We start from the raw sequence: 22,710 nt of genomic DNA on the forward strand, positions 1-22,710 counted from the left end.
ACATGTCGGCACAAAGGCCCGGCCCCCCGCAGCGAGCGGGGGGCCGGGCCTCTCTGTCTCAGGGCCTCAGGCGGTCATCGCCTCGGGCCCGTGGAGCGGGTCAGGCGGTGGTGCGACCGTGGCGGCCGCGGCGGCGCAGGACGAAGACGGCGGCGCCACCGGCCACGACCAGGCCACCGGCGACGGCGGCGAGGATCGGGGTCGAGTCATTGGCACCGGTCTGGGCCAGGCCACCGGTGCCCGGGGCGGTGCTGGTCGGGGCCGGGGTCGGGTGGCCGGCGCCGGTGCTCGGGGTGCCCGACGGGGTGCCGGTCGGGGTGCCCGACGGAGCCGGGGTGGACGGACCGGGGGTCGGCGTGGTGCCGGTGCCGGTCTTGCAGTCCAGGACGCCCTTGAACTCGCGGCTGTAGCCGTTCGGGCCGGTGACGGTGATGTCGTAACCGGTCTTCTCGGCGACCTGGACGAGCACGCTCTCGGTCTTGCCCGGCTGGACGGTCAGCTGCTGCTTGCCGACCGTGACGGTGCCGGCCTCGTCGCCACCGTTGGTGACGGAGACGCGCACGCCGCCGTTGGCGCACTCGACCTTGGCGGTGCTGTCGATCAGCGCGCCCTTGCCCTGCTTCCAGGTGGCCTTGGCGGCGTCGGCGACGTTGAGCTTGCTGGAGCCGGCCAGGATCATGGTCTGGCTGTGCTCCTCACGGGTGTAGCCCTTGCTGAGGAAGACACGGCCGCTGGGCACCACGGTGGAGGCGCTGGCGTTCACCGTGACCGAGCCGTCCGGGGTGCCGGCCGGCACGTCCAGGAACAGCTGGGTGTCCTTGGCGATCGGACCGGCCAGCGAGGCGCCGACCGGCTTGTTGTCCTTGTCCAGCAGCTTGACCTTGTCGGCGGCGTCGCCGCTGACGGCCAGCTTCACCTCGGAGGCGCTGGAGTTCAGCGTGAACGGGCCGAGCTTGGCGCCGGACTTGCCGGAGACCGAGTCCGGGCTGAGGGTCAGCGACGGCTTGGGCTCGGCGGCGATGCCCTTGTTGGCGGCGCCGGTCAGGTAGTCGCGCAGCTTCTTGGCGTTCTCGTCCTGCGGGACGGCGTTCTTGTTGTCCGAGTACTTCCAGATCGCGGCCTGGGTGCCCGCGGCGGCGGCCTCGGGGCTCAGGGCGGCCGCACCGGCGGCCTTGGCGAGCGCCGTGAGGTCCTTGACCTGCGGGTAGGAGTTCTCCAGGATCCAGCGGATCTTGGCGGCGGCCTCGACCTTGTTCTTGTCGCCGAGGGAGCTGGAGGCCCAGTCGGACTCCTGGTACTGGATCTTCTTCCGGATGTCCACCGGGAAGCCGAAGTCGATGCAGTACGTCTGCAGCTCACCGTCGGCGGTCTTGAGGGTGAAGAGACCGCCGTCGACGGTGCCCTCGCCCTCGACGTTGATCTTCTCGCCGAGCATGGTGTTCTGCACCACGGCGGTCACACCCGCACCCGGGGTGTCGGCCGCGACCGCCGCACCGGCCGCGAACAGGCCTCCGCCCAGCGCCAAGCTGGTCGTGAGCATGACAGTGGTTATCCGGGACAGACTCCGCCCCTGCCTCTGGAACATCTGGGATCCCTCCGGGACAGGCCGCACCCGATGGGGACAGCCTGCCGACTTGCCGTGCCGCGCGTGCCCGGTGTGGCACTGCTGCGGGTATGAACCTGACGAATCCTATTGACCCCCAGAGGCCCCGAAACCCCCATGCGAAATCAGGACGATTCCGTATCTGTATCGTTATCAACCCTCCCAGGATCCACACAAGCTGACGGTTGGCCAGAAAATTTTCACCCCACTTTTCGTTATCCGGTCGGATTGCGCGTGCGGGCGCAACAACCTTCTCGATCAACATATTTGTCGACAGAGAAGGGTCACCGACCGGTCAGTTCAGCACCCGATCAGCCACCCCGATCAGTCACTCTGATCCGCCACCCCCGACTCCCCCTCGGACGCCTCGCCCTGCCCGCCCGTCGGCGGCCGTGCGCCCGCCGGCAGGGCCCGCGGACCGGGCGCCGGGGCGACCGCGGCGGCCCTGCGCGCCTCCAGTGCGCTCACGATCCACTCCGGCACCGACTCACCCCCACCCTCCGGCCCGGTCCGCCCCGCGCCGCCCGGGGGCTGCCCGCGCACCCCGGCCGCCCAACGGAACGCCGAGGTACCGCGGGTGAGGTCGTGTCCGACCGATCGGGCGTCGATCTCGGCCCGGCTGCGTTTCACCTCCCCCTCCGCCCACTCCCGCACCCGCAGCCGACCGCTCACCAGCACCGGATCGCCCTTGGCCAGCGAGCCGATCAGGTTCACCGCCAGCGCCCGCCAGGCCGTCACCGTCACCCACTGCGTCTCGCCGTCCACCCAGCACTCGCGCTGCCGGTCGTACCGGCGCTCGGTGCAGCCGAGCCGGAAGTTGGCCATCGGCACCCCGCCGGCGGTTTCCGCGTAGCTCACCTCCGTCGCGACATTGCCGACCACCGTCACATGGGCCTCGTTCACGGCACACTCTCCGTTCTCGCCGATGCACCGTACGGAATCGACCGGTGCGCCTTGAGCGTGCACTTCAGGAGAAATCCGGGCCAGTGACTTCCTAAATCCTGTGGATAACTCGGCCACCGCGGAACAGTTGTCACTCGCAGGGGTGAATTTCGGCCTTCGGGGGGTCGCTTCGCCCCCATCTCTTCGCGGCCATGACAACGAACCCGCTGATCGCCGCCCCGACCGGCGCGCGCCGGAACACCCGCCGAGGGCCGTCCGCGCACGTCATCCGACCGGTGCAACCGCCATTACCGCCCCCCACCCGCACCGTCGGCGGCACATTCTCCGTGTCGAATCCATAACGGGTGAGGAGGCAGCCCCGTAACGACTGCACAACGTCCGGCGCGGAACACTCCCAGACCGCTGCACGCACGGCCTTCACCTGCGATTATCGGACCGCTCCACCGAACCGACACACCGACGACGGTGTCGTCACACCCGGCCGAGGAACTGGACACCCTTATCCTGTCCCCGACAGGGCGAGGGGCCACCACCCCCACCCCCACCCTCAGGTACGGGCCGGACAACGCGCGCCCCGGCGCTCGTCGCCCGATCCCGGCCACGGTCACGCCCACCCCCGGGCGTCGCCCGCCCCGCCCCCATAGCTCAGCGGATAGAGCACCCGCCTTCTAAGCGGTAGGTCGCAGGTTCGAATCCTGCTGGGGGCACCACCCGCAATTCCCGCAGGCCATCGCGCCGATCGCGACCATGTGTAGTCGCGCCGGTCCTCCCGGTAATGCCAAACACCCACCGCGCATAACCCGTGACAATCCGTGTCATGACCGCTTCGAAAACCGCGGCCAATGCCGCCGGTTCCGGAATCGAACGTCGGACGGTCCCGCCGGGCTCCGCGAACGGCGGAATCCCGGGCGAATACCGGGCGAATCCCCCACCCGGGAGCATTCCGGCGGCCCGCCGGAGGGCGGGTCAGCCCGCCAGCCCGGCCAGATGGGCGTCCAGCAGGGCGATCTGCCGCTCCGGCGGGAACTCCTCCGGGGCGAACAGCGCCTGCACCACCAGCCCGAGCACGAAGGCCTGCGCACCGGCGGCGACTTCGGCCGGGTCGGCTTGCGCCGGGAGCTCCCCGAGCCGCTGGGCGTCCACGACGATCTCCTTGAGCGCCACGCGCGAGCGGGCGTAGCGGCCCGCGTGCGCGTCCGCCAGCTGCGGATCGGCCAGGGCGTGGTCCCAGGAGCCGACCCAGATCCGGTTGCCGGCCGCGGCGTCCGCGTCCAGCGGCAGGACGTCGAGCAGCGCCGCCCGCAGCCGGGGCAGCCCGGCGGGCGGCGGCGGGCTGCCGTCGGCGGGCGCGGTGCGCCGGGGCCGTTCGCCCGAGCGCCGGTCCAGTTCCTCCAGGGCGTGGCTCAGCAGCGCCCGCTTGTTCGGGAAGTAGTGCGTCAACAGTCCCGTGGAGGCGCCCAGTTCGGCGGCGACCGCGCGCAGGGTCAGCCCCTCGAAGCCCCGGGTGGAGAGCACCCGCCACACCCCCTCGGACACTTCCGAGCGGCGGGCGTCATGGTCTCCACGGGCCGGTGTCATGGGGGCTATCGTACATACCAAACGTTTGTTATGAATGATTCCGACCAGCCCGTGCACCGCCTCCGAAAGGCCCGCCCGTGTTTGCCGTACAGCTCACCGACCACGCCGAACTGCGCCCGCTGGAGCCGTGGCAGGCCCCGGAGTTCCTGGCCCACATCGACCGGGCCCGCGCCCACACCGACCCGTGGATCCCCTGGGCCACCTTCTCCACCGACCTGGACTCCGCCCGCGCCACCCTGCAGCGCTACGCCGACGGCCAGGCCGCCGACCAGAAGCGGATCTTCGGCATCTGGAAGGACGGCACGCTGGTCGGCGGCGTCATGTTCGTCGGCTTCGACACCAAGTCCGGCGTCTGCGAGATCGGCGCCTGGACCGAGCCGGCCGGCCAGGGCGGCGGGCTGATCACCGCCGCCGTGCGGCACCTGCTCGACTACGCCTTCGTCACCCGCGGCCTGCACCGGGCCGAGTGGTGGTGCACCTCCGTCAACGCCCGCAGCCGCGCCGTCGCCGAGCGGGTCGGCATGAAGCGGGACGGCGTGCTGCGCGAGTGGTACCTGCACAACGGGGTCCGCCACGACAAGGAGATCTGGGCGATCCTGGCCCACGAGTGGTCCGCCCGGGCCTGAGGCCCCGGCAGGACCGGGGCCCCGGCAGGAACGGGCCCTGAGCCGGGCGGCGGGAGCGGACACGGCAGGGGCCCGGTGGACTCCCCTGCGGTCCACCGGGCCCCTGCCCGCCCCGGGCGTTCCACCCCCTGCCCGCCCCGGCCGTCCAGGCCGTTCAGGCCGTTCAGGCCGCGAGCACCGGCCGCTGCTCCTCGGAGTGCTCCTCCTCCGCCCCGGTCCCCGTGCCCCCGGCCGCCCGCAGCCGCAGCGCCAACAGCAGCGCCAGCGTCAGCAGCCCGCCCGCCGACACGAACACCACATCCACGGCGTCCGTGAAGCTGCCCAGCGCGTGCTCACGGGCGGCCCCGGCGAGGGTGCGGAGCGCGCCGAACGACCCGCCGGGCTCGCCGGCCTCGTAGACCCGGGTCAGCACGGTGCCGAACAGCGCCGCGCCGAGCGCGCTGCCGAGGGTCTGGAAGAAGCGCACCCCGGTGGTCGCGACGCCGAGCTGGTGGGCGGGCGCGGCGGCCTGCACCAGCATCACCAGCTGGCCGATCAACTGCCCCAGCCCGCAGCCCAGCAGGGCGAGTTCGGCCAGCACCACCCACAGCGGGGTGGTCGGTCCGCTGAGGCCGAGCAGGAGCAGGGCGAGCGCCGCGAGGCCCGCGCCGGCCACCAGGAAGGTCTGCGGCAGGTGGCCGCGGGCGGTCAGCCTGCCCACCAGCAGGCCGACCGCGGTCATCCCGGCCGCCATCGGTACGAGGTAGAGGCTCGCCGAGGTCGGGGCCACGCCGCGGGCGAGCTGCAGGTAGATCATCACGTAGACGATCGAGCCGGTCATGGCCATCCCGACCAGGCCCTGGATCGCGAAGCCGAGGCGCACCGCGCGGATCCGGAACAGCGACAGCGGCAGCACCGGCTCGGCCGCGGTGGCCTGGCGCCACAGGAAGAGCACGAACGCGGCCAGGGTCGCGGCGGCCAGCCCGAGGATCACCGGGGAGGTCCAGGCGTAGTCCTTGCCGCCCCATTCGGTGACCAGCAGCAGCCCGGTGGCGAAGGCGGCGGCGAGGGCCGCGCCGAGGAAGTCCAGGCTGCGGCGCCCGGCCGAGGCGGGCAGCTTGAGCACCAGGGCGGCGCCGACCACGACCAGCAGGCCGAGCGGCAGGTTGACGTAGAAGATCCAGCGCCAGCTGAGGTGGTCGGTGAACAGCGCGCCGACCAGCGGGCCGATCGCCATGCCGAGGCCGGCGACGACCCCGCCCACCGCCCCGCCCTTGCCGCCGCCCGCGTCCTCCGGGTCCTTGAGGTGGGCGATCACCACCATGGTGACGCTCATCAGTCCGCCGCCGCCGATGCCCTGGACGGCCCGGAAGGCGATCAGTTGTCCCATCGTCTGGGCGGCCCCGCAGAGCGCCGAGCCGAGCAGGAAGGCGCCGACCGCGCCGAGCAGCACGCGCTTGGCGCCGTAGAGGTCGCAGAGCTTGCCGTAGAGCGGCAGCAGCGCGGTGGCGGCCAGGGCGAACGCGCTGACCAGCCAGGGCAGCCGGTCGACGCCGTGGACGGGGTCGAGCTCGCGGACGATCGGCACGCTCACCGCCGACACGATGTTCATGTCGAGCACGGCCAGCACGATCGTGACCAGGCAGATCAGCATGCCCAGCTTGCGCTGGGCCGGTGTCATCAGGGCGGTGGGCGCCATCGTCGAATCCCCCCGGGGTCGTCGGAGTCCGCCCGGACCGGTGCGGTCCGGCGGGAACGGCACCACCATGACAGGATTCTTGGACTCGGTCAATCCTTGATCCGGGGCCATATTTCATCCGGGACAATCAATGGGCCTGATCAATCGTTGTTCCTGGTACAGTTCGGCCATGGCGTCCCCTTCCGGTTTCGAACGCGGCCTCGACCACGGCTTCGACCTCGACGCGCTCCCGCTGCGTGAGCGCAAGAAGATCCAGACCGGCATCCGGCTCTGGCGCACCGCCGTCGCACTGTTCGCCGAACGGGGCTTCGACCAGGTCTCGGTGGCCGAGATCGCGGCCGCCGCCGACGTCTCCAAGATGACCGTCTTCAACTACTTCCCCACCAAGGAAGACCTGGTCATGGGCCCGATGGAGCAACACCTCGACGAGCCGGCCCGGGTGGTGCGCGAGCGCGCCCCGGGCACCTCGGCGGTGGCCGCGCTGCGCGAGCAGTTCCTCACCGCGCTGGGGGAGTTCGACCCGGCCACCGGACTGAGCGACGACCCGGTCGTGCTCGACGTGGTCCGGGTGATCCACCGGACCCCGGCCCTGCTGATGCGCGCCACCGCCGGCTTCGACCAGAAGGCGCAGACCCTGCTGGCCGCCGAACTGCTCGCCCAGGACCCGGCCCACGACGAGCTCACCGCCAGGGTCGCCGCCGCCCAACTGCTGGCCGCCCGGCTGACCCTGACCGGCGAGAACCAGCGCCGGATGCTGACCGGCGAACGCGCCGAGGACGCGCTGCCCGCCGCGCTCGACGCGACCCACCGCGCCTTCGCGCTGGTCGAACGGGGACTCGGGGACTACTGCGCCGACACGCCCTGAGAAGGTGTGCGCACCACGATCATCCGGAGGTACGCATGGACCAGCCCTTGCTCGCCCGGGGTCGCACCCCGCTGTCCACCGACGTCGACGGCCTGCTCGCCCACATCGGTGAGGACGGCGTCGCGGTGCTGACGTTCTCGCGCCCGCTGCGCCGCAACGCCATCACGCTGGCCATGTGGCAGGCCCTGCCCAAGCTGCTGTTCCGGATCGCCGAGCAACCGGGCGTGCGGGTCCTGCTGGTCACCGGCGCCGACGGCACCTTCAGCGCGGGCGCGGACATCGACGAACTCGCCGAGGTCTACGGCGACCCGGACCGCGCCGACGACTACCACGCCGTCAACGTGGCCGCCGAGGAGGCCCTGGCGGCCTTCCCGCACCCGACGATCGCGGTGGTGCACGGCGCCTGCGTCGGCGGCGGCTGCCAGTTGGCGGTCGCCTGCGACCTGCGGTTCGTCGCGAACGACGTGCGGATGGGCATCACCCCGGCCAAGCTCGGCGTGGTCTACCCGGCGGTGCCGACCCTGCGGCTGGCCCGGCTGGTGGGCCCGTCCCAGGCCAAGTACCTGCTGTTCTCCGGCGAGTTGGTGCAGGGCCTGCGCACCACTGTGATCGGCCTGGCCGACCGGGTCGTCCCCGCCGGCGAACTGGACGGGAACGCGCTGGAGTTCGCCCGGCTGCTGACCCGGCGCTCGCCGCAGACCATCGGCGCCGTCAAGGCCGCGCTGTCCGTCCCGCCGGAGCAGGCGGCGCAGGCACTGGAGCCGTGGGAGCGCCGCTCCCGCGAGGCCTCGGACGTCCACGAGGGCCTCGCCGCGTTCCTGGAGGGCCGCCAGCCCCGGTTCTGAGCCTCCGGGGAGCGCCGGAAACAGGCCGTCCCGCACCGGACCCCCCACGGGTTCGGCGCGGGACGGCCTGCGGACCGCTCAGCGGATCGGCATCCCCGAGATCGCCCGGGCGATCACCAGTCGCTGGATCTCGCTGGTGCCCTCGAAGATCGAGTAGATCGCGCTGTCCCGGTGCATCCGCTCCACCGGGTACTCCCGGGTGAAGCCGTTGCCGCCGAGGATCTGCATCGCCTGCGCGGTGACGTACTTGGCCGTCTCGCCCGCGTACAGCTTGGACATCGAGCCCTCGGCCGCGGTGAACGGCTGGTTGTTGACCGCCATCCAGGAGGCCCTCCACACCAGCAGCCGGGCCGCGTCGATCCGGGTCTTCATGTCGGCGAGCTGGAAGGCCACGCCCTGGTTGTCGATGATCGGGCGGCCGAACTGCTCGCGCGTCTTCGCGTAGTCCAGCGCCACCTCGTACGCGGCCCGGGCGATGCCGATCGCCTGCGCGCCGACGGCCGGGCGGGAGGCCTCGAAGGTGGCCATCGCCGCGTTGCCCTTGGCACCCGGGCGCTTGACGCCCTCGCGGGCCCGGGCCAGCCGCTCGTCCAGCTTCTCCTTGCCGCCGAGCAGGCAGCTGCCGGGCACCCGGACGCCGTCCAGCACCACCTCGGCGGTGTGCGAGGCCCGGATGCCGTGCTTCTTGAACTTCTGGCCCTGGCTCAGTCCGGGCGTGCCCGGCGGGACGACGAAGGAGGCCTGTCCCTTGGCGCCGAGCGCGGGGTCGACGGTGGCGACCACCACGTGGACGGCGGCGATCCCGCCGTTGGTGGCCCAGGTCTTGGTGCCGTGGAGCACCCACTCGTCCTTGGCCTCGTCGTACACCGCACGGGTGCGGAGCGCGGAGACGTCGGAGCCGGCGTCCGGCTCGGAGGAGCAGAAGGCGGCCACCTTGACGTCCTCGGGGGTGCCGAACATCTGCGGGGTCCAGGTGCCGATCTGCTCGTCGGTGCCGTTGGCCAGCACCGCGACGGCGGCCAGGGTGGTGCCGACGATGGACAGCCCGATGCCCGCGTCGCCCCAGAACAGCTCCTCCATCGCGATCGGGATGCCGACGCCGGAGGGGTCGAAGTACTGCTGGGCGTAGAAGTCCAGGGAGTAGATGCCCAGCTTGGCGGCCTCCTGGATGACCGGCCAGGGGGTCTCCTCGCGCTCGTCCCACTCGGCGGCGGCCGGGCGCATCACGTCGGCGGCGAAGCCGTGCAGCCAGTCGCGTACGGCGAGCTGGTCCGCGCCCGGGTCCAGCGAGAACGTGCTGCTCATGGGTGCTTGCCTCCGAAGACGTGTTGCGGCCGACCGGGGTGTTACCTCGGGTAACATCGTCGGAGTCTGCTACTGATTGGTAACCGGTGTCAACGCCCGCGACCGGTGTCAACACCGAGTCGGCCCCCCACTTCCGAGGAGCAGCGCATGTCCCGAGAGCCCCGCCGCGAGCAGCTGCTCAACGCCGCCGACCGGGTCATCCAGCGCGAGGGACCGAGCGCCAGCATGAACGCCATCGCCGCCGAGGCCGGCATCACCAAGCCGATCCTCTACCGGCACTTCGGAGACCGGAACGGCCTGATCAGAGCCCTCACCGAACGGCACACCGGCGGCCTGCTGGCCGCCGTCCGCGCCGCCCTCGCCGAGCCGCTGGAGCGCCGCGACCGGGTCGAGCACGTGCTGGACACCTACCTCGCCGGGATCGAGGCCCGGCCCCAGGTCTACCGGCTGCTCACCCACCCCGAGCCGGGCGACCCGAGCGGCGCCGGCAACGCACTCGCCCCCGCGCTCCGGCAGATCGCCGAGGAGATCACCCGGGCCGTGCAGAGCCAGGTCGACCTCGGAGCCGACCGCGACCTGCTCGCCGAGGCCTGGGGCCGGGGCATCACCGGCATGGTGCTGGCCGCCGGGGACTGGTGGCTGGAGACCAAGCCCTGCTCGCGCACCCGGATGGTGCAGGCGCTGGCCGACCTGCTCTGGGGCCGCCTGGCCGCCGCCGCGGACCTGCCGACCGCCGTCCTGCCGACCGCCCCGGCCGAGCCCGCGGCGGACTGACCGCCCCGCCCGCACCGACCTCCCGCGGCCGAACTCCCCTTTCGCGCACGACCCTTGTGCAGGGGGCGGCAGCACGGGCATCATCGGGGCCCCCACCCCCCGCCGTGCGAGGTCCCCGATGCGCCTGCGCCGCACCGCCGTTGCCCTGCTGCTCGCCGCCACCGCCGCGCTGACCGCCGCCCCGGCGCAGGGCGCGCCGAACCCGGCCGGGGGCGCCGCGACCGCGCACTTCCCCACCGGCACGGCCACCTCCCCCGACGGCCGCACCGCCCTCACCGACGCCCGGGGCCGCCGGCTCGGGCTGCGCGGCTTCAACCTCGACAAGTACGCCGAGGCCACCGAGGCCGACCTCCGGTCCATCGCCGCCCAGGGGTTCACGCTCGTCCGGCTGCCGGTCTCCTGGACCAGGCTGGAGCCCCGGCGCGGCCACCTCGACGACGCCGAGCTGCGGCGCCTGCAGCAACTCCTCGGCTGGGCCGACCGCCTGAACCTGCTCGTCCTGGTCGACTTCCACCAGGACGTCTACGGCCCGAAGTTCGGCGGCGGCACCAACGGCATCCCGGTCTGGGCCACCCGGGACGACGGCCTGCCCTTCACCCCGGACCCGGACGACTGGTTCGCCGGCTACTTCCAGCCCGCCGTCCAGGCCGCCTTCCGCCACCTCTACGACGACCCCGACCTGCGCACCTGGCAGGCCGATTTCTACACCCGGCTCGCCCGCGAACTGCGCGGCCACCGCTCGCTGTTGGGCTACGACCTGTTCAACGAGCCGTTCGGCCCGGTGGACGGCGACCCGAGCGACCCGGCGGTGCTGGCCGCCGCCTCCGCCGCCCTGGAACAGGGCCGGCTCGCCGACATGTACCGCCGCCTGATCGCCGCCGTGCGCCGGGCCGACACCCGAGCCTGGCTGTTCGTGGAACCGACCGTCCTGGTCGGCCAGGGCGTGCCGACGCAACTTCCCGGCTTCACCGATCCCCGCCCCGGCGCCCCGCGGCTCGGCTACGCACCGCACTTCTACTCCACCGCCGTCGAGAACGGCGCCGACTGGGACCCGTCCGACGGCTTCGTCGAGCAGTACGCCGCCGCGATCACCGCCTACCCCGCCGCCCACCGCCTGCCGGTCCTGGTCGGCGAGTGGGGGCCGCCGGACGCCCGCCGGCCGGGCAACCGCCTGCTGGTCCGCCGGCAGGTCGCCGCGATGGACGGCTTCGCCGAGGGCTGGACGATGTGGTACTGGTGCCGGGGCACCGGCGGCTACTGCGCGCTCGACCCGGCCGGGCACCCCGCCCCCGGCGACGAGCCCGCCTTCGGTCCGTACCCGGCCGCCGTGGCCGGCACCGGGGTCCGCACGGACGGCGGCACCGTCCGCTGGAGCGCCGACGGCACCGGGCACGGCAGCGAACTCGTCCTGCCGCCCGCCGCGTTCCCGCACGGCGCGGGCGTTGCGGTCTCCCCCGCCGACGCCCGCGTCGAGGTCGAGCAGCCCGCCGACGGACACGCGGGAACCGTACGGATCCGGCTCCCGCGCGCCCGACCGGGCACCGCCGTGACGGTCACCCTCACGGCCCGGTGAGGCCCCGCCGGGCCCCGCGCTACAGCAGCCCCCGGCGGGCCAGCAGCGGCTCGGTCTCCGGCGCCCGGCCGACCACCGCGCGGAAGGACTCCAGCGGGTCCCGGCTGAACCCGCGCGCCAGCAGCTCGCGCCGGAACACCTCGCCGCTCTCCCGCACCGGCCGCCCGTTGCCCTCGAACCACTGCACGGTGTCGGCGTCCAGCACCTCCGACCAGATGTAGGCGTAGTACGCCGCGCTGTAGCCGCTGGCGAAGACGTGCTGGAAGTACGTCGTCCGGTAGCGCGGCGGGATCGCGTCCACCCCGACCCCGGCGGCCGCGAGCGCCCGGGACTCGAACTCCTCGGCGTCCGCGATCTCCTCGCCCTGCGGCACGGTGTGCCAGGCCCAGTCCAGCAGCGTGGCCGCCAGGTACTCCACCGTCCGGAAGCCCTGCCCGAAGCCCTCGGCCGCCGTCATCCGCTCGACCAGCCCGGCCGGCAGCGGCTCCCCGGTCTCCTGGTGCCGGGCGTAGTTGGCCAGCACCTCCGGCCGGACCATCCACATCTCGTTGACCTGCGACGGGAACTCCACGAAGTCCCGGGGCACCGAGGTGCCCGAGAGCAGCGGGTACCGCACGTCCGAGAACAGCCCGTGCAGCGCGTGCCCGAACTCGTGGAAGAGCGTGCGCACCTCGTCCCAGGACATCAGCACCGGCTCGCCGGGTGCCGGGAGCGGGATGTTGAGGTTGTTCAGCACCACCGGCCGCCGCCCGGTCAGCGCGGACTGCTCGACCAGCGAGTCCATCCAGGCACCGCCGCGCTTGGACGCCCGGGCGTGGAAGTCGCCGACGAACAGGCCCAGCGCGGTGCCGTCCTCCTCGAACACCTCGAAGACCCGCGCGTCCGGGTGGTGGGCCGTCAGGTCCGGCCGCTCGGTGAAGCTCAGGCCGTACGCCAGGTTCGCCGCGAAGAACACGCCGTCGCGCAGCACCCGCTCCAGCTCGAAGTACGGGCGCAGCTCCGCCGCGTCGACCTGGAAGGAGCTCTGCCGGACCTTCTCCGAGTAGTACGCCCAGTCGTGCGCGGCGATCTCCCCGATCCCGTCCGCGGCGGCCGCCGCGGCCAGCTCGGCGGCCTCCCGGCGGGCGTTGGCCACGGCCGGCCCCACCAGCCGGGCCAGCAGGGCGGAGACCGCCTCGACCGTGCCCGCCGTCTCGTCCGCCACCACGTACGCGGCGTGGCTCGGGTGCCCCAGCAGCGCGGCCCGCTCGGCGCGCAGCCCGGCCATCCGGATCGCGATCGGGCCGTTGGCCTCGATGCCCCGGCCGAGCGAGGCGGCGAGCAGCCGCTCGCGCACCGAGCGGTCGGTCAGCTGGGCGAGTTCGGGCTGACCGGAGGTGTTCTTCAGGCTCAGCACGTACTTGCCCTCGTGGCCGAGCACCCGGGCGTTCTCCGCCGCGCCGGCGATCGCGCCGTCGGACAGCCCGGCCAGCTCCGCCGCGGAGTCCAGGACCAGCGCGTTGGCCCGGGTCGCGGCGTTCACGTTCTGCTGGAACGTGGTGCCCAGCGCGGCGAGTTCGGCGTTCAGCTCGCGCAGCCGAGCCTGCTCGGCCTCGCCCAGCCGGGCCCCGGAACGCTCGAAGCCCGTGTACCGGCGCTCCAGCAGGCGCAGCGACTCCGGGTCCAGGCCGAGCTCCGTGCGGGTCCGGTACAGCGCCTCGATCCGGGCGAACAGCGCGCGGTCCAGGTGGATCGCGTCGTGGTGGGCGGCGAGCAGCGGGCTGACCTTGGCCTCCACCTCGTCCAGCAGGTCGGTGGTGTCCGAGGAGGACTGGTTGCGGAACACCGCGTCCACCCGGCGCAGCAGCTCCCCGGAACGCTCCAGGGCCACCAGGGTGTTCTCGAAGGTCGGCAGGCTCCGGTCGGCGGTGATCGCCGCGATCTCGGCGAGCTGCTCGGCCATCCCGCGCTCGTAGGCGGGCAGGTAGTGCTCCTCCCGGATCTCCGCGAAGGGGGGCAGCTCGTAGTCCAGCGTGCTGGGCCGGAAGAACGGGTTCTCGGTCATTTCGCCGACCATACGCGGTGTCACCCGCCCTGCCTATGCGGCCCGAGCCCGTTGTCGCACCCACCCGTTAACGTCAGCGGAGGACACCCGCAAGCCCGCACATCCGTGCCCGTACCCGCACGCCCGACCGCGCGCCGGAGAGGAGCAGCCCCCGTGGCACCCAGGACGGCCCTCGCGCCCGACCCGCACGGCCCCGGCGGCCGCCTCCAGCCGCTGGACGACGCGGGCGCCCCGCTCGGCCCGCCCGAGACCGTCCGCGACCTCGCCGCCGCGGTCGCCGCCCGGGAGGCGGCCGGGCAGACCCGCTGGGTCTGGGCCGCCGCCGACTCCGCGTACGCCCCGCTGCTGGCGCGGCTGCCCGACCGGCTCGCCCGCTGCCACGACCTGCGGCTGGTCGAGGCGCTGCTGCTGGCGCACGAGGGCCGGTTCGGCGCGCCGCGCTCGCTCGGCGCCGCCTGGTGCCGGCTGCGCGGCCTGCCCGTCCCGGCGGACCTGGCCGAGCCCGGCCCGGCCGACGCCGACGGCGGCCAGGACACCCTGTTCGCCCCCGACCGGCTGCAGCTGCCCCCCGGCGCCGACCCGCTGGCCGCCGTGGTCGCCGTCCACGCGGAGCAGCAGCGCCGGATCGCCGCGATCGCCGAGCCGGGCGCCCGGCAGCGGTTCCGCCTGCTGGCCGCCGCCGAGTCGGCCGGCGCCCTGGTGGCCGCGGAGATCGCCTACGACGGCCTGCCCTGGCGCACCGACGTCCACGACCGGCTGCTGACCGAACTGCTCGGCCCCCGCCCCGCCGTACCCGGCACCCAGCCGCGGCGGCTCGCCGACCTCGCCGTCGAGCTCCAGGAGGCCCTCGGCGCCAAGCCGTTCAACCCCGACTCGCACACCCAGGTGCTTCGCGCCTTCGGCGAAGCGGGCATCCAGCTCGGCTCCACCCGGTCCTGGGAGCTCAAGGGCATCGACCACCCGGCCGCCCGGCTGCTCGTCCGCTACAAGGAGCTCGCCCGGATCCACGTCGCGCACGGCTGGGCCTGGCAGGACGCCTGGGCCCGCGGCGGCCGTTTCCGGCCCGAGTACGTGGTCGGCGGCGTGGTCTCCGGCCGCTGGGCCAGCCGCGGCGGCGGCGCCCTGCAGATCCCGCGCATCCTGCGCCGGGCCGTGGTCGCCGACCCGGGCTGGCTGCTGGTGGTCGCCGACGCCGCCCAGCTGGAGCCCCGGGTTCTGGCCGCGCTCTCCCAGGACGCCGGGCTGGCCCGCACGGCGGCCGGCGGCGACCTCTACGAGGCACTCGCCGCCACCGCCTTCCAGGGCGACCGCGAGAAGGCGAAGCTCGGCCTGCTCGGCGCCATGTACGGGCAGACCAGCGGCGACATCGGCCCGCTGCTGAACACCCTGCGCCGCCGCTACCCGGCCGCGATGGGCTACGTCGAGGCCGCCGCCCGCACCGGCGAGGACGGCGGCGTGGTCGCCTCCCGGCTCGGCCGGGTCTGCCCGCCGGCCTCCGCCGACTTCCTCGACCTGACCGAGGCCGACGCCGCGGGCGAGGCCGGCGGCCGCACGGCCCGCGCCCGGGGCCGCTTCACCCGCAACTTCGTCATCCAGGCCAGCGCCGCCGACTGGGCGCTCGCCCTGCTCGCGGCGCTGCGCCGGCGGCTGGGCGAGCTGCCCGCGACCGGCCCGGCGGACCGCCCGCACCTGGTGTTCTTCCAGCACGACGAGGTGATGGTGCACACCCCGGCCAACCTCGCCGACGACGTGGCCGCCGCCGTCGCCGAGGCCGCCGAGGAGGCCCGCCGGCTGGTCTTCGGCGACACCCCGGTGCGCTTCCCGCTGACCACGGCGGTGGTGGACTGCTACGCCGACGCCAAGTGACGCCCCCGGCCGACGCCGAGTGACGCCCTCGGCCGGCGCCGAGTGAGGCGCCCGGCCGGCGCCCCTACAGCTTCCGGAAGGAGCGCGCGTCCTCGGCCGCCGCGACCACCTCGGCCAGCCCCGCGCCCGTCGAGGCGGTGACGGCGGCGGCCACCGCGCCCTCGACGAACGGCGCGTCCACCAGCCGCACGCCCGGCCGCGGCTCGTCCTCCAGGACGGTGACGGCGGTGAGCACCGAGCTGCCGAGGTCCGGCAGCACGACCACGCCCGCCCCGCCGTCCGCCTGCGCGACCGCCCCGGCGATCAGGTCGTAGCTGGTGCCGAGCCCGCCGTCCTGCGTCCCGCCGGCGACCACCACCCGCACGCCGTCCGGGGCGAGTTCACCGAGCAGCTCGCGCAGCCCCTCCGCGAGCCGGGCGCTGTGCGAGACCAGGACGATGCCCACGTTTCCGCTCATGCCGACGACCCTACGGGCAACGCCCGCTGCTCCGGGAGGGTGACCGGAAACGCGCGTGTCGCACCCCGTGCCCACCACCCCCGTCTGGCGTAGCGTCGGGTCGACGGCGTTGACGACCGTAGCGTCCTCACCAAGGGAGCGAAGAGCGTTGAAGAAGCTGATCAACACCCCGGAGGGGGTCCTGGAGGACGCCCTGGCCGGATTCGCCGCCGCCCATCCGGAGCTGGCGGTGGACATCCCGAACCGGGTGATCACCCGGGCCGCCCGCCCGGCCGGGCCCAAGGTCGCGCTGATCTCCGGCGGCGGCTCCGGCCACGAGCCGCTGCACGGCGGCTTCGTCGGCCCCGGCATGCTCGACGCCGCCTGCCCCGGCGAGGTGTTCACCTCGCCCGTCCCGGACCAGATGCTGGCAGCCGCCAAGGCCGTGGAGAACGGCGCCGGTGTCGTCTTCGTCGTGAAGAACTACACCGGCGACGTGATGAACTTCGAACTCGCCGCCGAACTCGCCGCCGAGGAGGGACTGGAGGTCCGCACCGTCCTGGTCAACGACGACGTCGCGGTCGAGGACTCCACCTGGACGGCGGGCCGCCGGGGCACCGGCGCGACCGTCCTGGTCGAGAAGACGGCCGGCGCGCTGGCCGAGCGCGGCGCCCCGCTGGACGAGGTGGCCGCCCTGGGCGAGCGGGTCAACGCCGCCTCCCGCTCCTTCGCGATCGCGCTCACCGCCGCCACCGTCCCGGCCGCCGGCAAGCCGGGCTTCGACCTGCCCGAGGACGAGATCGAGGTCGGCGTCGGCATCCACGGCGAGCCCGGCCGCCGCCGCGAGAAGCTCCGCCCGGCCCGCGAGCTGGCCGCCGAGGTCGTCGAGACCATCCTGACCGACCACCACCTGACCGCGGGCGACGAGGTGATCGCCCTGCTCAACGGCCTGGGTGCCACCCCGCTGCTGGAGCTGTACGTGGTCTACGGCGAGGTCGCCGCCCGGCTGGCCGAGCGCGGCATCGGGGTGGCCCGCAGCCTGGTCGGCAACTACGTCACCAGCCTGGACATGGCGGGCTTCTCGCTCACCCTCACCAAGGCCGACGCCCAGCTGCTGGAACTGTGGGACGCCCCGGTCGACACCCCCGCCCTCAAGCGGGCCTGAGGAGGATTCGCGATGGACCCCGACACCCCGGCGTTCGACTCCCCGCTGTTCGACACCGCACGGGCCGAGGCCTGGATCCGCGCCGTGGCCGCGGCCGTCGACGAGGAGCAGTCCCGGCTCACCGAGCTGGACTCGGCGATCGGCGACGGCGACCACGGCAGCAACCTCCACCGCGGCTTCACGGCCGCCGTCGCCGCCCTCGACGGCCTCCACCCGACCGGCCCGGGCGCCGTCCTCACCAGGACCGGCACCACGCTCGTCTCCAAGGTCGGCGGCGCCTCCGGCCCGCTCTACGGCAAGGCCTTCCGCGCCATCGGCGCCGCCCTGCCCGAGCCGGCCAGCCCGGCCGACGTCGCCGAGGCCCTGTCCGCCGGACTGGACGCCGTGCGTCTCCTCGGCAAGGCCGAGCCCGGGGACAAGACCATCGTGGACGCCTGGACCCCGGCCCTCGCCGCCTTCCGCGCCGCGGCCGCCGGCGGTGCCACGCTCGCCGAGGCCGCCGCCGCGGCCGCCGACGCCGCCGACCGGGGCGCCCGCGACACCGTCCCGCTCCGGGCCCGCAAGGGCCGCGCCTCGTACCTCGGTGAACGCAGCATCGGCCACCAGGACCCGGGCGCCACCTCCACCGCCCTCGTCTTCCGCGCCCTCGCCGACACCACCGCCTGAGCCCGCTCCGCCCCGCCCCCTGCCCGCGCAGTCCCCCGGCCCCTCCCCTCCTCCCCGTGCTCCGACCGGGGCGCGGGGTACTGCGCGGAACGGCTCATCCGTACCCCGCACCCCCGCCGCACCCCGGGCGTCGATCAGCCGTCCGTCCGCGCGATCAGCAGCAGCAACGCGTCGTCCCGCAGCTCCCCGCCGGTGTGCGCCAGCAGGTCCCCGTACACCCGCCCGACCGCCGCCTCCAGCTCGCCCGCCGAGCGCGCGGCTCCCCGCACCAGCGGCCCCACCCGCTCCGCCAGCGGGTAGAACTCCCCGGTCGTCCGGTGCCGCGCCTCGATCACCCCGTCCGTGCAGAGCACCAGCACGTCCTCCGGCCCGAACGGCTGCTCCCAGCTGGTCGGTTCCCCCGCGGCCAGCCGGCCGAGGCCCAGCGGCACCCACGGGTCCGGCGCGTGCAGGACGAGCGCCCGCCCCTCGCCGTCGACCCGGATGGGCGGCACGTGCCCATACTGCAGCAGCTCCACGGCCCCGGGCGCGCGGAACTCCGCGAACAGCGCCGTGGTGAACTCGCCGTCCGGGACGTGCCGTTCGACGCTGACCTCGACCCGCGCCGCAGCACCCCGCAGCCCGGCCTCGTCGTACGCGGCCTCGCGGAACGCGCCCAGCACCACCGCCGCGGTCTGCACCGCCGCCAGTCCCTTGCCCCGGACGTCCCCGACCGCGACCCGGGTGCCGTGCGGCGTCTCCAGGACGGAGTAGAGGTCCCCGCCGATCCGCGAGGCGTCCGCCGCCGACACGTACCGCACGGCCAGCCGCAGCGGGCCGACCACCGGCCCCGGCAGCCGCAGCAGGGCCCGCTGGGCGGCCTCGGCGACGGAGCTGACGGCCGCGAAGGCGGCCGCCCGCCGCATCCGGAGCCCGGCGACCCAGGCCGAGAACAGCGTCACCACCACGTAGCTGACCATCGCGCCGTAGAGGAACCGCGCGTCGTTGATGTTGTCGACCTCGTCGTAGTGGCTGAGCCCGAACACCGCGAGCAGTCCGAGCGTGCAGACCGCGAGCAGTTCGCGGGGCCGCAGGGTGAGGGCCGCGATGGTCGGCACGACGGTCATCAGCGGGGCGAGGTAGCGGTCCTTGCCGGAGAGGAGGTCCGCGAGCCCCACCAGCAGGGTGGCGAGCAGCGCCGGAGCGGCGCGCCGCCACAGCGGCACGTCCTGGAGGTCGGCGGCGAGCAGGGCGCCGCGCTGCCGGTCCGGCGGCAGTCCGGCTGCCCCGGGTGCCGAGGGTGACTGGGCGCGGCGGATCGGAAACACATACCGAACATAAGGGACGATCACGGCACCCACGCGCCCATCCCGTCGCCTACGATTCGATCCACCTCCCCCACCCCCTCGACCAATACCCCTCAGGGGTATGGTGTCATCAGCAGTCATCGACAGTCGTCAGCACAGGAACCCGCACCGACCTCCCGGAGGCCCCGATGTCCAGCACCATCACCTACACCGTGTCCGGCATGAGCTGCGGTCACTGCGAGAAGGCGATCAGCGAGGAGCTCTCCAGCCTGACCGGTGTCACCGAGGTCGCCGCCGACGCCAAGGCCGGGACCGTGACGGTCTCCTCCGCCGCCCCGTTGGACGACGAGCAGGTCCGCGCCGCCGTCGACGAGGCCGGCTACGAGCTGGTCGGCCGCAGCGCCTGAACCACCGAGGTACGGCGGGGCCCGACCGGCGGCCCCGCCGTACGCCCCCAGCAAGGAGCTGATCCGCATGAGCACGTCCGCCCCCGACGTCGAGGCCCGGGACCGGGTCGAGCTGTCGATCGGCGGGATGACCTGCGCCTCCTGCGCGGCCCGGATCGAGAAGAAGCTCAACCGGATGGACGGCGTCGAGGCGACCGTCAACTTCGCCACCGAGAAGGCCCGGGTCGACTACGGCCCCGGGGTGACGGTGGCGGAGCTGATCGCCACGGTCGAGCGCACCGGCTACACCGCCGAGCTCCCCCCACCCCCGGCGCCCGCCGTCCCCGAGCCGGCCCGTCCCGCCACCGCGGCGCCCGGGCCGGCCAGTCCCGAACGGACCGACCCACTGCTCGACCGGCTGCTGATCGGCACCGTCCTCGGCGTCCCGGTGGTCGTGCTGTCGATGGTCCCGGCCCTGCAGTTCACGAACTGGCAGTGGCTGGCCTTCGCGCTCACCGGCCCGGTCGTGGTGTACGGCGGCCTGCCGTTCCACCGCGCCGCCTGGACCAACCTCAAGCACGGCGCCGCGACCATGGACACCCTGGTCTCGCTCGGCACCCTGGCCGCCTTCGGCTGGTCGGTCTGGGCGCTCTTCCTGGGCCACGCCGGCCTGCCCGGGATGCACCACGCCTTCTCGCTCTCCGTCGGCGACACCGACGCCTCCGCCACGCTCTACCTGGAGACCGCTGCCGCCGTCACCGTGCTGATCCTGCTCGGCCGCCTGCTGGAGGCCCGCTCCAAACGCCGGGCGGGCGCCGCGCTGCACGCGCTGCTCGACCTCGGCGCCAAGGACGTCGCGGTCCTGCGGGACGGACGCGAGGTGCGCCTGCCCGTGGACCGGCTGGCCGTCGGCACGCGCTTCGTGGTCCGTCCGGGCGAGAAGATCGCCACCGACGGCGTGGTGGTCGAGGGCGGCTCCGCCGTGGACGCCTCGATGCTGACCGGCGAGTCCGCGCCGGTCGAGGTCACCGTCGGCGACCCGGTCACCGGTGCCACCGTCAACGCCGGCGGGCGCCTGGTGGTCGAGGCCACCCGGGTCGGCGCCGACACCCGGCTGGCCCGGATGGCCGGGCTGGTCGAGGAGGCCCAGAACGGCAAGGCCGCCGCCCAGCGGCTGGCCGACCGGATCTCCGCGGTCTTCGTCCCCGTGGTGATCCTGATCGCCCTGGCCACCCTGGTCACCTGGCTGCTGGTCACCGACAGCCCCACCGAGGCCTTCACCGCGGCCGTGGCCGTCCTGATCATCGCCTGCCCCTGCGCGCTCGGCCTGGCCACCCCGACCGCGCTCATGGTGGGCACCGGCCGCGGCGCCCAGCTCGGGATCCTGATCAAGGGCCCGGAGGTCCTGGAGACCACCCGCGCGGTGGACACCGTCGTGCTCGACAAGACCGGCACCGTCACCACCGGCCGGATGGCCGTGGTCGCCGTGCACACCGCCGAGGGCGTCGACCGGACCGAGGCGCTGCGCCTGGCCGGCGCCGTCGAACACGCATCCGAGCACCCGATCGCCGGGGCGATCGCCGACGCCGCCGCCAAGGCCGGCGAACTGCCCGCCGTCGAGGGCTTCCGCAGCGTCCCCGGCCGGGGTGTGGAGGGCGTCGTGGCGGGTCGCGCGGTGGTCGCCGGGCACGAGGCGCTGCTCGCCGACCGGGCCCTGCACCTGCCGCCCTCACTCGCCCGCGCCAGGGCCGCCGCCGAGGCGGCCGGCCGCACCGCGGTCACGGTCGGCTGGGACGGCGAGGCGCGGGCGGTCCTGGAGGTCGCCGACGCGGTCAAGCCGACCAGCGCCGAGGCGGTCGCCCGGCTCCGCGCGCTGGGCCTGCGCCCGGTGCTGCTGACCGGAGACAACCGGGCGGTCGCCGAGGCGGTCGCGGCCGAGGTCGGCGTCCCCGCGCAGGACGTGATCGCCGAAGTGCTGCCCGAGGACAAGGTCGCGACGGTCAGGCGGCTGCAGGCCGAGGGCGGGGTCGTCGCGATGGTCGGCGACGGTGTCAACGACGCCGCGGCCCTCGCCCAGGCCGACCTCGGCCTCGCGATGGGCACCGGCACCGACGCCGCGATCGAGGCCGCCGACCTCACCCTGGTCGGCGGCGACCTGCGCGCGGCGGCCGACGCCATCCGGCTCGCCCGCCGGACCCTCGGCACCATCAGGGGCAATCTGGTCTGGGCGTTCGGCTACAACGTCGCCGCCCTGCCGCTGGCCGCGGCCGGGCTGCTCAACCCGATGATCGCCGGTGCGGCAATGGCCTTCTCCTCGGTCTTCGTGGTCACCAACAGCCTGCGCCTGCGCCGCTTCCGGCCCGCCTGAGGGGGCCCGGGAAGCTCTCGCGTGACCCCGGGGGCCGGGCGGCTCCCGCGCTCCCCGGGGCACGCACGAGGGGCCCGCTCCGTCCCCCGGACGCTGTTGGCGAATGTGACTGATCGGCTGCGCTGAGTGACGCCGGTCTCCGAGACTTGTCTCGGAGACCGGCGTTCGTCGTTGTGGGGGGTGCGTGGTGTCGATGCGTGCGGCTGGGCCGGGCGAGGTGCCGGCGGAGACGGTGCGGGTGGCGCGGGCGGCGTTCCCGAAGGGAAGCCTGGCGATCCGGATCCGGGACGAGCTCGGGGCGCTGTTCAGCGACGGGCAGTTCGCCGATCTGTATCCGGCGCGGGGCAAGCCTGCCTGGTCACCGGGCCGGCTCGCACTGGTACTGGTGCTGCAGTTCGTCGAGGGGCTGACCGACCGACAGGCCGCGGAGGCGGTGCGGGCGAGGATCGACTTCAAGTACGCCCTGGGTCTGGAACTCGGTGATCCAGGCTTCGACTTCTCGGTGCTCCCGGAGTTCAGGGACCGCCTGGTCGAGGCGGACGCCGGACGACGGGTGCTGGACGGCGTCCTCGACGCGGCCCGGGCCAGGGGCCTGCTGAAGACTGCGGGCCGGGCCCGCACCGACTCCACCCACGTGCTGTCCGCCGCCCGGGAGATGTGCCGGCTGGAGATGGTCTCGGAGACCCTGCGCACGGCACTGAACGCGCTCGCCCGGACTGTCCCCGACTGGCTGGCGGATGTCG

General features: G+C 74.1%; 19 protein-coding genes and 1 tRNA gene. 12 read left to right on the forward strand and 8 right to left on the reverse strand.

The window, feature by feature from the left end; all coding sequences use genetic code 11:
- Positions 1-100: 100 nt before the first annotated feature.
- Complete coding sequence (locus ACZ7KX_RS19365) at positions 101-1,540, reverse strand: Cys-Gln thioester bond-forming surface protein (RefSeq protein WP_350521495.1); 1,440 nt, start codon at positions 1,538-1,540, stop codon at positions 101-103.
- Between the two features lie 387 nt (positions 1,541-1,927).
- Positions 1,928-2,506 carry a single-stranded DNA-binding protein gene (locus ACZ7KX_RS19370; protein ID WP_470327457.1) on the reverse strand — a complete coding sequence of 193 codons (579 nt, stop codon included), beginning with the start codon at positions 2,504-2,506 and terminating at the stop codon, positions 1,928-1,930.
- A 634-nt stretch (positions 2,507-3,140) separates the two neighbouring features.
- Between ACZ7KX_RS19370 and ACZ7KX_RS19375 the strand changes: the two genes are divergently transcribed.
- Positions 3,141-3,216: transfer RNA gene (locus ACZ7KX_RS19375), tRNA-Arg, on the forward strand.
- A 256-nt stretch (positions 3,217-3,472) separates the two neighbouring features.
- On the opposite strand, the gene ACZ7KX_RS19380 is transcribed toward ACZ7KX_RS19375, so the two are convergent.
- Positions 3,473-4,084 (reverse strand): TetR/AcrR family transcriptional regulator, encoded by a 612-nt coding sequence (locus tag ACZ7KX_RS19380; RefSeq protein ID WP_470327458.1) that lies wholly within the window; start codon positions 4,082-4,084, stop codon positions 3,473-3,475.
- Between the two features lie 77 nt (positions 4,085-4,161).
- On the opposite strand from ACZ7KX_RS19380, the gene ACZ7KX_RS19385 reads away from it, so the two are divergent.
- On the forward strand, positions 4,162-4,710 hold the full coding sequence (locus ACZ7KX_RS19385; protein ID WP_470327459.1) for a GNAT family N-acetyltransferase: 549 nt from the start codon (positions 4,162-4,164) through the stop codon (positions 4,708-4,710).
- A 163-nt stretch (positions 4,711-4,873) separates the two neighbouring features.
- Here ACZ7KX_RS19385 and ACZ7KX_RS19390 read toward each other — a convergent pair whose 3' ends face one another.
- Complete coding sequence (locus tag ACZ7KX_RS19390; RefSeq protein ID WP_470327460.1) at positions 4,874-6,388, reverse strand: MFS transporter; 1,515 nt, start codon at positions 6,386-6,388, stop codon at positions 4,874-4,876.
- Between the two features lie 169 nt (positions 6,389-6,557).
- Between ACZ7KX_RS19390 and ACZ7KX_RS19395 the strand changes: the two genes are divergently transcribed.
- Both ACZ7KX_RS19395 and ACZ7KX_RS19400 read left to right on the forward strand, forming a co-directional pair.
- Positions 6,558-7,253, forward strand: coding sequence for a TetR family transcriptional regulator (locus ACZ7KX_RS19395; protein WP_470327461.1), 696 nt, complete (start codon positions 6,558-6,560; stop codon positions 7,251-7,253).
- A 35-nt stretch (positions 7,254-7,288) separates the two neighbouring features.
- A complete protein-coding gene (locus ACZ7KX_RS19400; RefSeq protein WP_470327462.1) occupies positions 7,289-8,098 on the forward strand; it encodes an enoyl-CoA hydratase/isomerase family protein in 810 nt (269 codons plus the stop codon).
- 78 nt (positions 8,099-8,176) lie between these two features.
- On the opposite strand, the gene ACZ7KX_RS19405 is transcribed toward ACZ7KX_RS19400, so the two are convergent.
- Complete coding sequence (locus ACZ7KX_RS19405; protein ID WP_350521502.1) at positions 8,177-9,403, reverse strand: acyl-CoA dehydrogenase family protein; 1,227 nt, start codon at positions 9,401-9,403, stop codon at positions 8,177-8,179.
- Between the two features lie 147 nt (positions 9,404-9,550).
- Here ACZ7KX_RS19405 and ACZ7KX_RS19410 point away from each other — a divergent pair, with 147 nt between their 5' ends.
- Together ACZ7KX_RS19410 and ACZ7KX_RS19415 are read left to right on the forward strand one after the other, a co-directional pair.
- Positions 9,551-10,177 carry a TetR/AcrR family transcriptional regulator gene (locus tag ACZ7KX_RS19410; protein WP_350521503.1) on the forward strand — a complete coding sequence of 209 codons (627 nt, stop codon included), beginning with the start codon at positions 9,551-9,553 and terminating at the stop codon, positions 10,175-10,177.
- A gap of 118 nt (positions 10,178-10,295) precedes the next feature.
- Positions 10,296-11,750: a cellulase family glycosylhydrolase gene (locus ACZ7KX_RS19415; RefSeq protein WP_470327463.1), complete on the forward strand. Its 1,455-nt coding sequence runs from the start codon at positions 10,296-10,298 to the stop codon at positions 11,748-11,750.
- A 19-nt stretch (positions 11,751-11,769) separates the two neighbouring features.
- Here ACZ7KX_RS19415 and ACZ7KX_RS19420 read toward each other — a convergent pair whose 3' ends face one another.
- Positions 11,770-13,794, reverse strand: a complete 2,025-nt coding sequence (locus ACZ7KX_RS19420; protein ID WP_470327464.1) for a M3 family metallopeptidase — start codon at positions 13,792-13,794, stop codon at positions 11,770-11,772.
- A gap of 153 nt (positions 13,795-13,947) precedes the next feature.
- Between ACZ7KX_RS19420 and ACZ7KX_RS19425 the strand changes: the two genes are divergently transcribed.
- Positions 13,948-15,660 carry a bifunctional 3'-5' exonuclease/DNA polymerase gene (locus ACZ7KX_RS19425; RefSeq protein ID WP_470327465.1) on the forward strand — a complete coding sequence of 571 codons (1,713 nt, stop codon included), beginning with the start codon at positions 13,948-13,950 and terminating at the stop codon, positions 15,658-15,660.
- 64 nt (positions 15,661-15,724) lie between these two features.
- On the opposite strand, the gene dhaM is transcribed toward ACZ7KX_RS19425, so the two are convergent.
- Complete coding sequence (gene dhaM, locus ACZ7KX_RS19430) at positions 15,725-16,117, reverse strand: dihydroxyacetone kinase phosphoryl donor subunit DhaM (RefSeq protein ID WP_470327466.1); 393 nt, start codon at positions 16,115-16,117, stop codon at positions 15,725-15,727.
- A 148-nt stretch (positions 16,118-16,265) separates the two neighbouring features.
- On the opposite strand from dhaM, the gene dhaK reads away from it, so the two are divergent.
- The gene (gene dhaK / locus ACZ7KX_RS19435; protein ID WP_470327467.1) at positions 16,266-17,261 is read left to right on the forward strand and encodes a dihydroxyacetone kinase subunit DhaK; all 996 of its coding nucleotides are present in this window, start codon (positions 16,266-16,268) and stop codon (positions 17,259-17,261) included.
- Between the two features lie 12 nt (positions 17,262-17,273).
- Complete coding sequence (dhaL, locus tag ACZ7KX_RS19440) at positions 17,274-17,927, forward strand: dihydroxyacetone kinase subunit DhaL (protein WP_470327468.1); 654 nt, start codon at positions 17,274-17,276, stop codon at positions 17,925-17,927.
- Between the two features lie 134 nt (positions 17,928-18,061).
- Here dhaL and ACZ7KX_RS19445 read toward each other — a convergent pair whose 3' ends face one another.
- A complete protein-coding gene (locus ACZ7KX_RS19445) occupies positions 18,062-19,234 on the reverse strand; it encodes a PP2C family protein-serine/threonine phosphatase (protein WP_470327469.1) in 1,173 nt (390 codons plus the stop codon).
- Between the two features lie 167 nt (positions 19,235-19,401).
- On the opposite strand from ACZ7KX_RS19445, the gene ACZ7KX_RS19450 reads away from it, so the two are divergent.
- The 3 genes from ACZ7KX_RS19450 to ACZ7KX_RS19460 form a co-directional block, all read left to right on the forward strand.
- Positions 19,402-19,620 (forward strand): heavy-metal-associated domain-containing protein, encoded by a 219-nt coding sequence (locus ACZ7KX_RS19450; RefSeq protein WP_470327470.1) that lies wholly within the window; start codon positions 19,402-19,404, stop codon positions 19,618-19,620.
- A gap of 67 nt (positions 19,621-19,687) precedes the next feature.
- Positions 19,688-21,967: a heavy metal translocating P-type ATPase gene (locus tag ACZ7KX_RS19455; protein ID WP_470327471.1), complete on the forward strand. Its 2,280-nt coding sequence runs from the start codon at positions 19,688-19,690 to the stop codon at positions 21,965-21,967.
- 187 nt (positions 21,968-22,154) lie between these two features.
- Positions 22,155-22,710 (forward strand): transposase (locus tag ACZ7KX_RS19460; protein WP_470327472.1); only part of this gene is annotated, 556 nt, incomplete at its 3' end.

It is taken from the genome of Kitasatospora sp. NPDC038210 (assembly GCF_055600605.1).

What these genes read in the sequence shown, in the direction of transcription:
- ACZ7KX_RS19400 (WP_470327462.1), top strand. Translation starts at nt 7,289, where the DNA reads ATGGACCAGCCCTTGCTCGCCCGGGGTCGCACCCCGCTGTCCACCGAC.
- ACZ7KX_RS19365 (WP_350521495.1), bottom strand. Translation starts at nt 1,540, where the DNA reads ATGCTCACGACCAGCTTGGCGCTGGGCGGAGGCCTGTTCGCGGCCGGT.
- ACZ7KX_RS19380 (WP_470327458.1), bottom strand. Translation starts at nt 4,084, where the DNA reads ATGACACCGGCCCGTGGAGACCATGACGCCCGCCGCTCGGAAGTGTCC.
- dhaL (WP_470327468.1), top strand. Translation starts at nt 17,274, where the DNA reads ATGGACCCCGACACCCCGGCGTTCGACTCCCCGCTGTTCGACACCGCA.
- ACZ7KX_RS19405 (WP_350521502.1), bottom strand. Translation starts at nt 9,403, where the DNA reads ATGAGCAGCACGTTCTCGCTGGACCCGGGCGCGGACCAGCTCGCCGTA.
- ACZ7KX_RS19420 (WP_470327464.1), bottom strand. Translation starts at nt 13,794, where the DNA reads ATGACCGAGAACCCGTTCTTCCGGCCCAGCACGCTGGACTACGAGCTG.
- ACZ7KX_RS19410 (WP_350521503.1), top strand. Translation starts at nt 9,551, where the DNA reads ATGTCCCGAGAGCCCCGCCGCGAGCAGCTGCTCAACGCCGCCGACCGG.
- ACZ7KX_RS19415 (WP_470327463.1), top strand. Translation starts at nt 10,296, where the DNA reads ATGCGCCTGCGCCGCACCGCCGTTGCCCTGCTGCTCGCCGCCACCGCC.
- ACZ7KX_RS19395 (WP_470327461.1), top strand. Translation starts at nt 6,558, where the DNA reads ATGGCGTCCCCTTCCGGTTTCGAACGCGGCCTCGACCACGGCTTCGAC.
- ACZ7KX_RS19455 (WP_470327471.1), top strand. Translation starts at nt 19,688, where the DNA reads ATGAGCACGTCCGCCCCCGACGTCGAGGCCCGGGACCGGGTCGAGCTG.
- ACZ7KX_RS19390 (WP_470327460.1), bottom strand. Translation starts at nt 6,388, where the DNA reads ATGGCGCCCACCGCCCTGATGACACCGGCCCAGCGCAAGCTGGGCATG.
- ACZ7KX_RS19450 (WP_470327470.1), top strand. Translation starts at nt 19,402, where the DNA reads ATGTCCAGCACCATCACCTACACCGTGTCCGGCATGAGCTGCGGTCAC.
- dhaM (WP_470327466.1), bottom strand. Translation starts at nt 16,117, where the DNA reads ATGAGCGGAAACGTGGGCATCGTCCTGGTCTCGCACAGCGCCCGGCTC.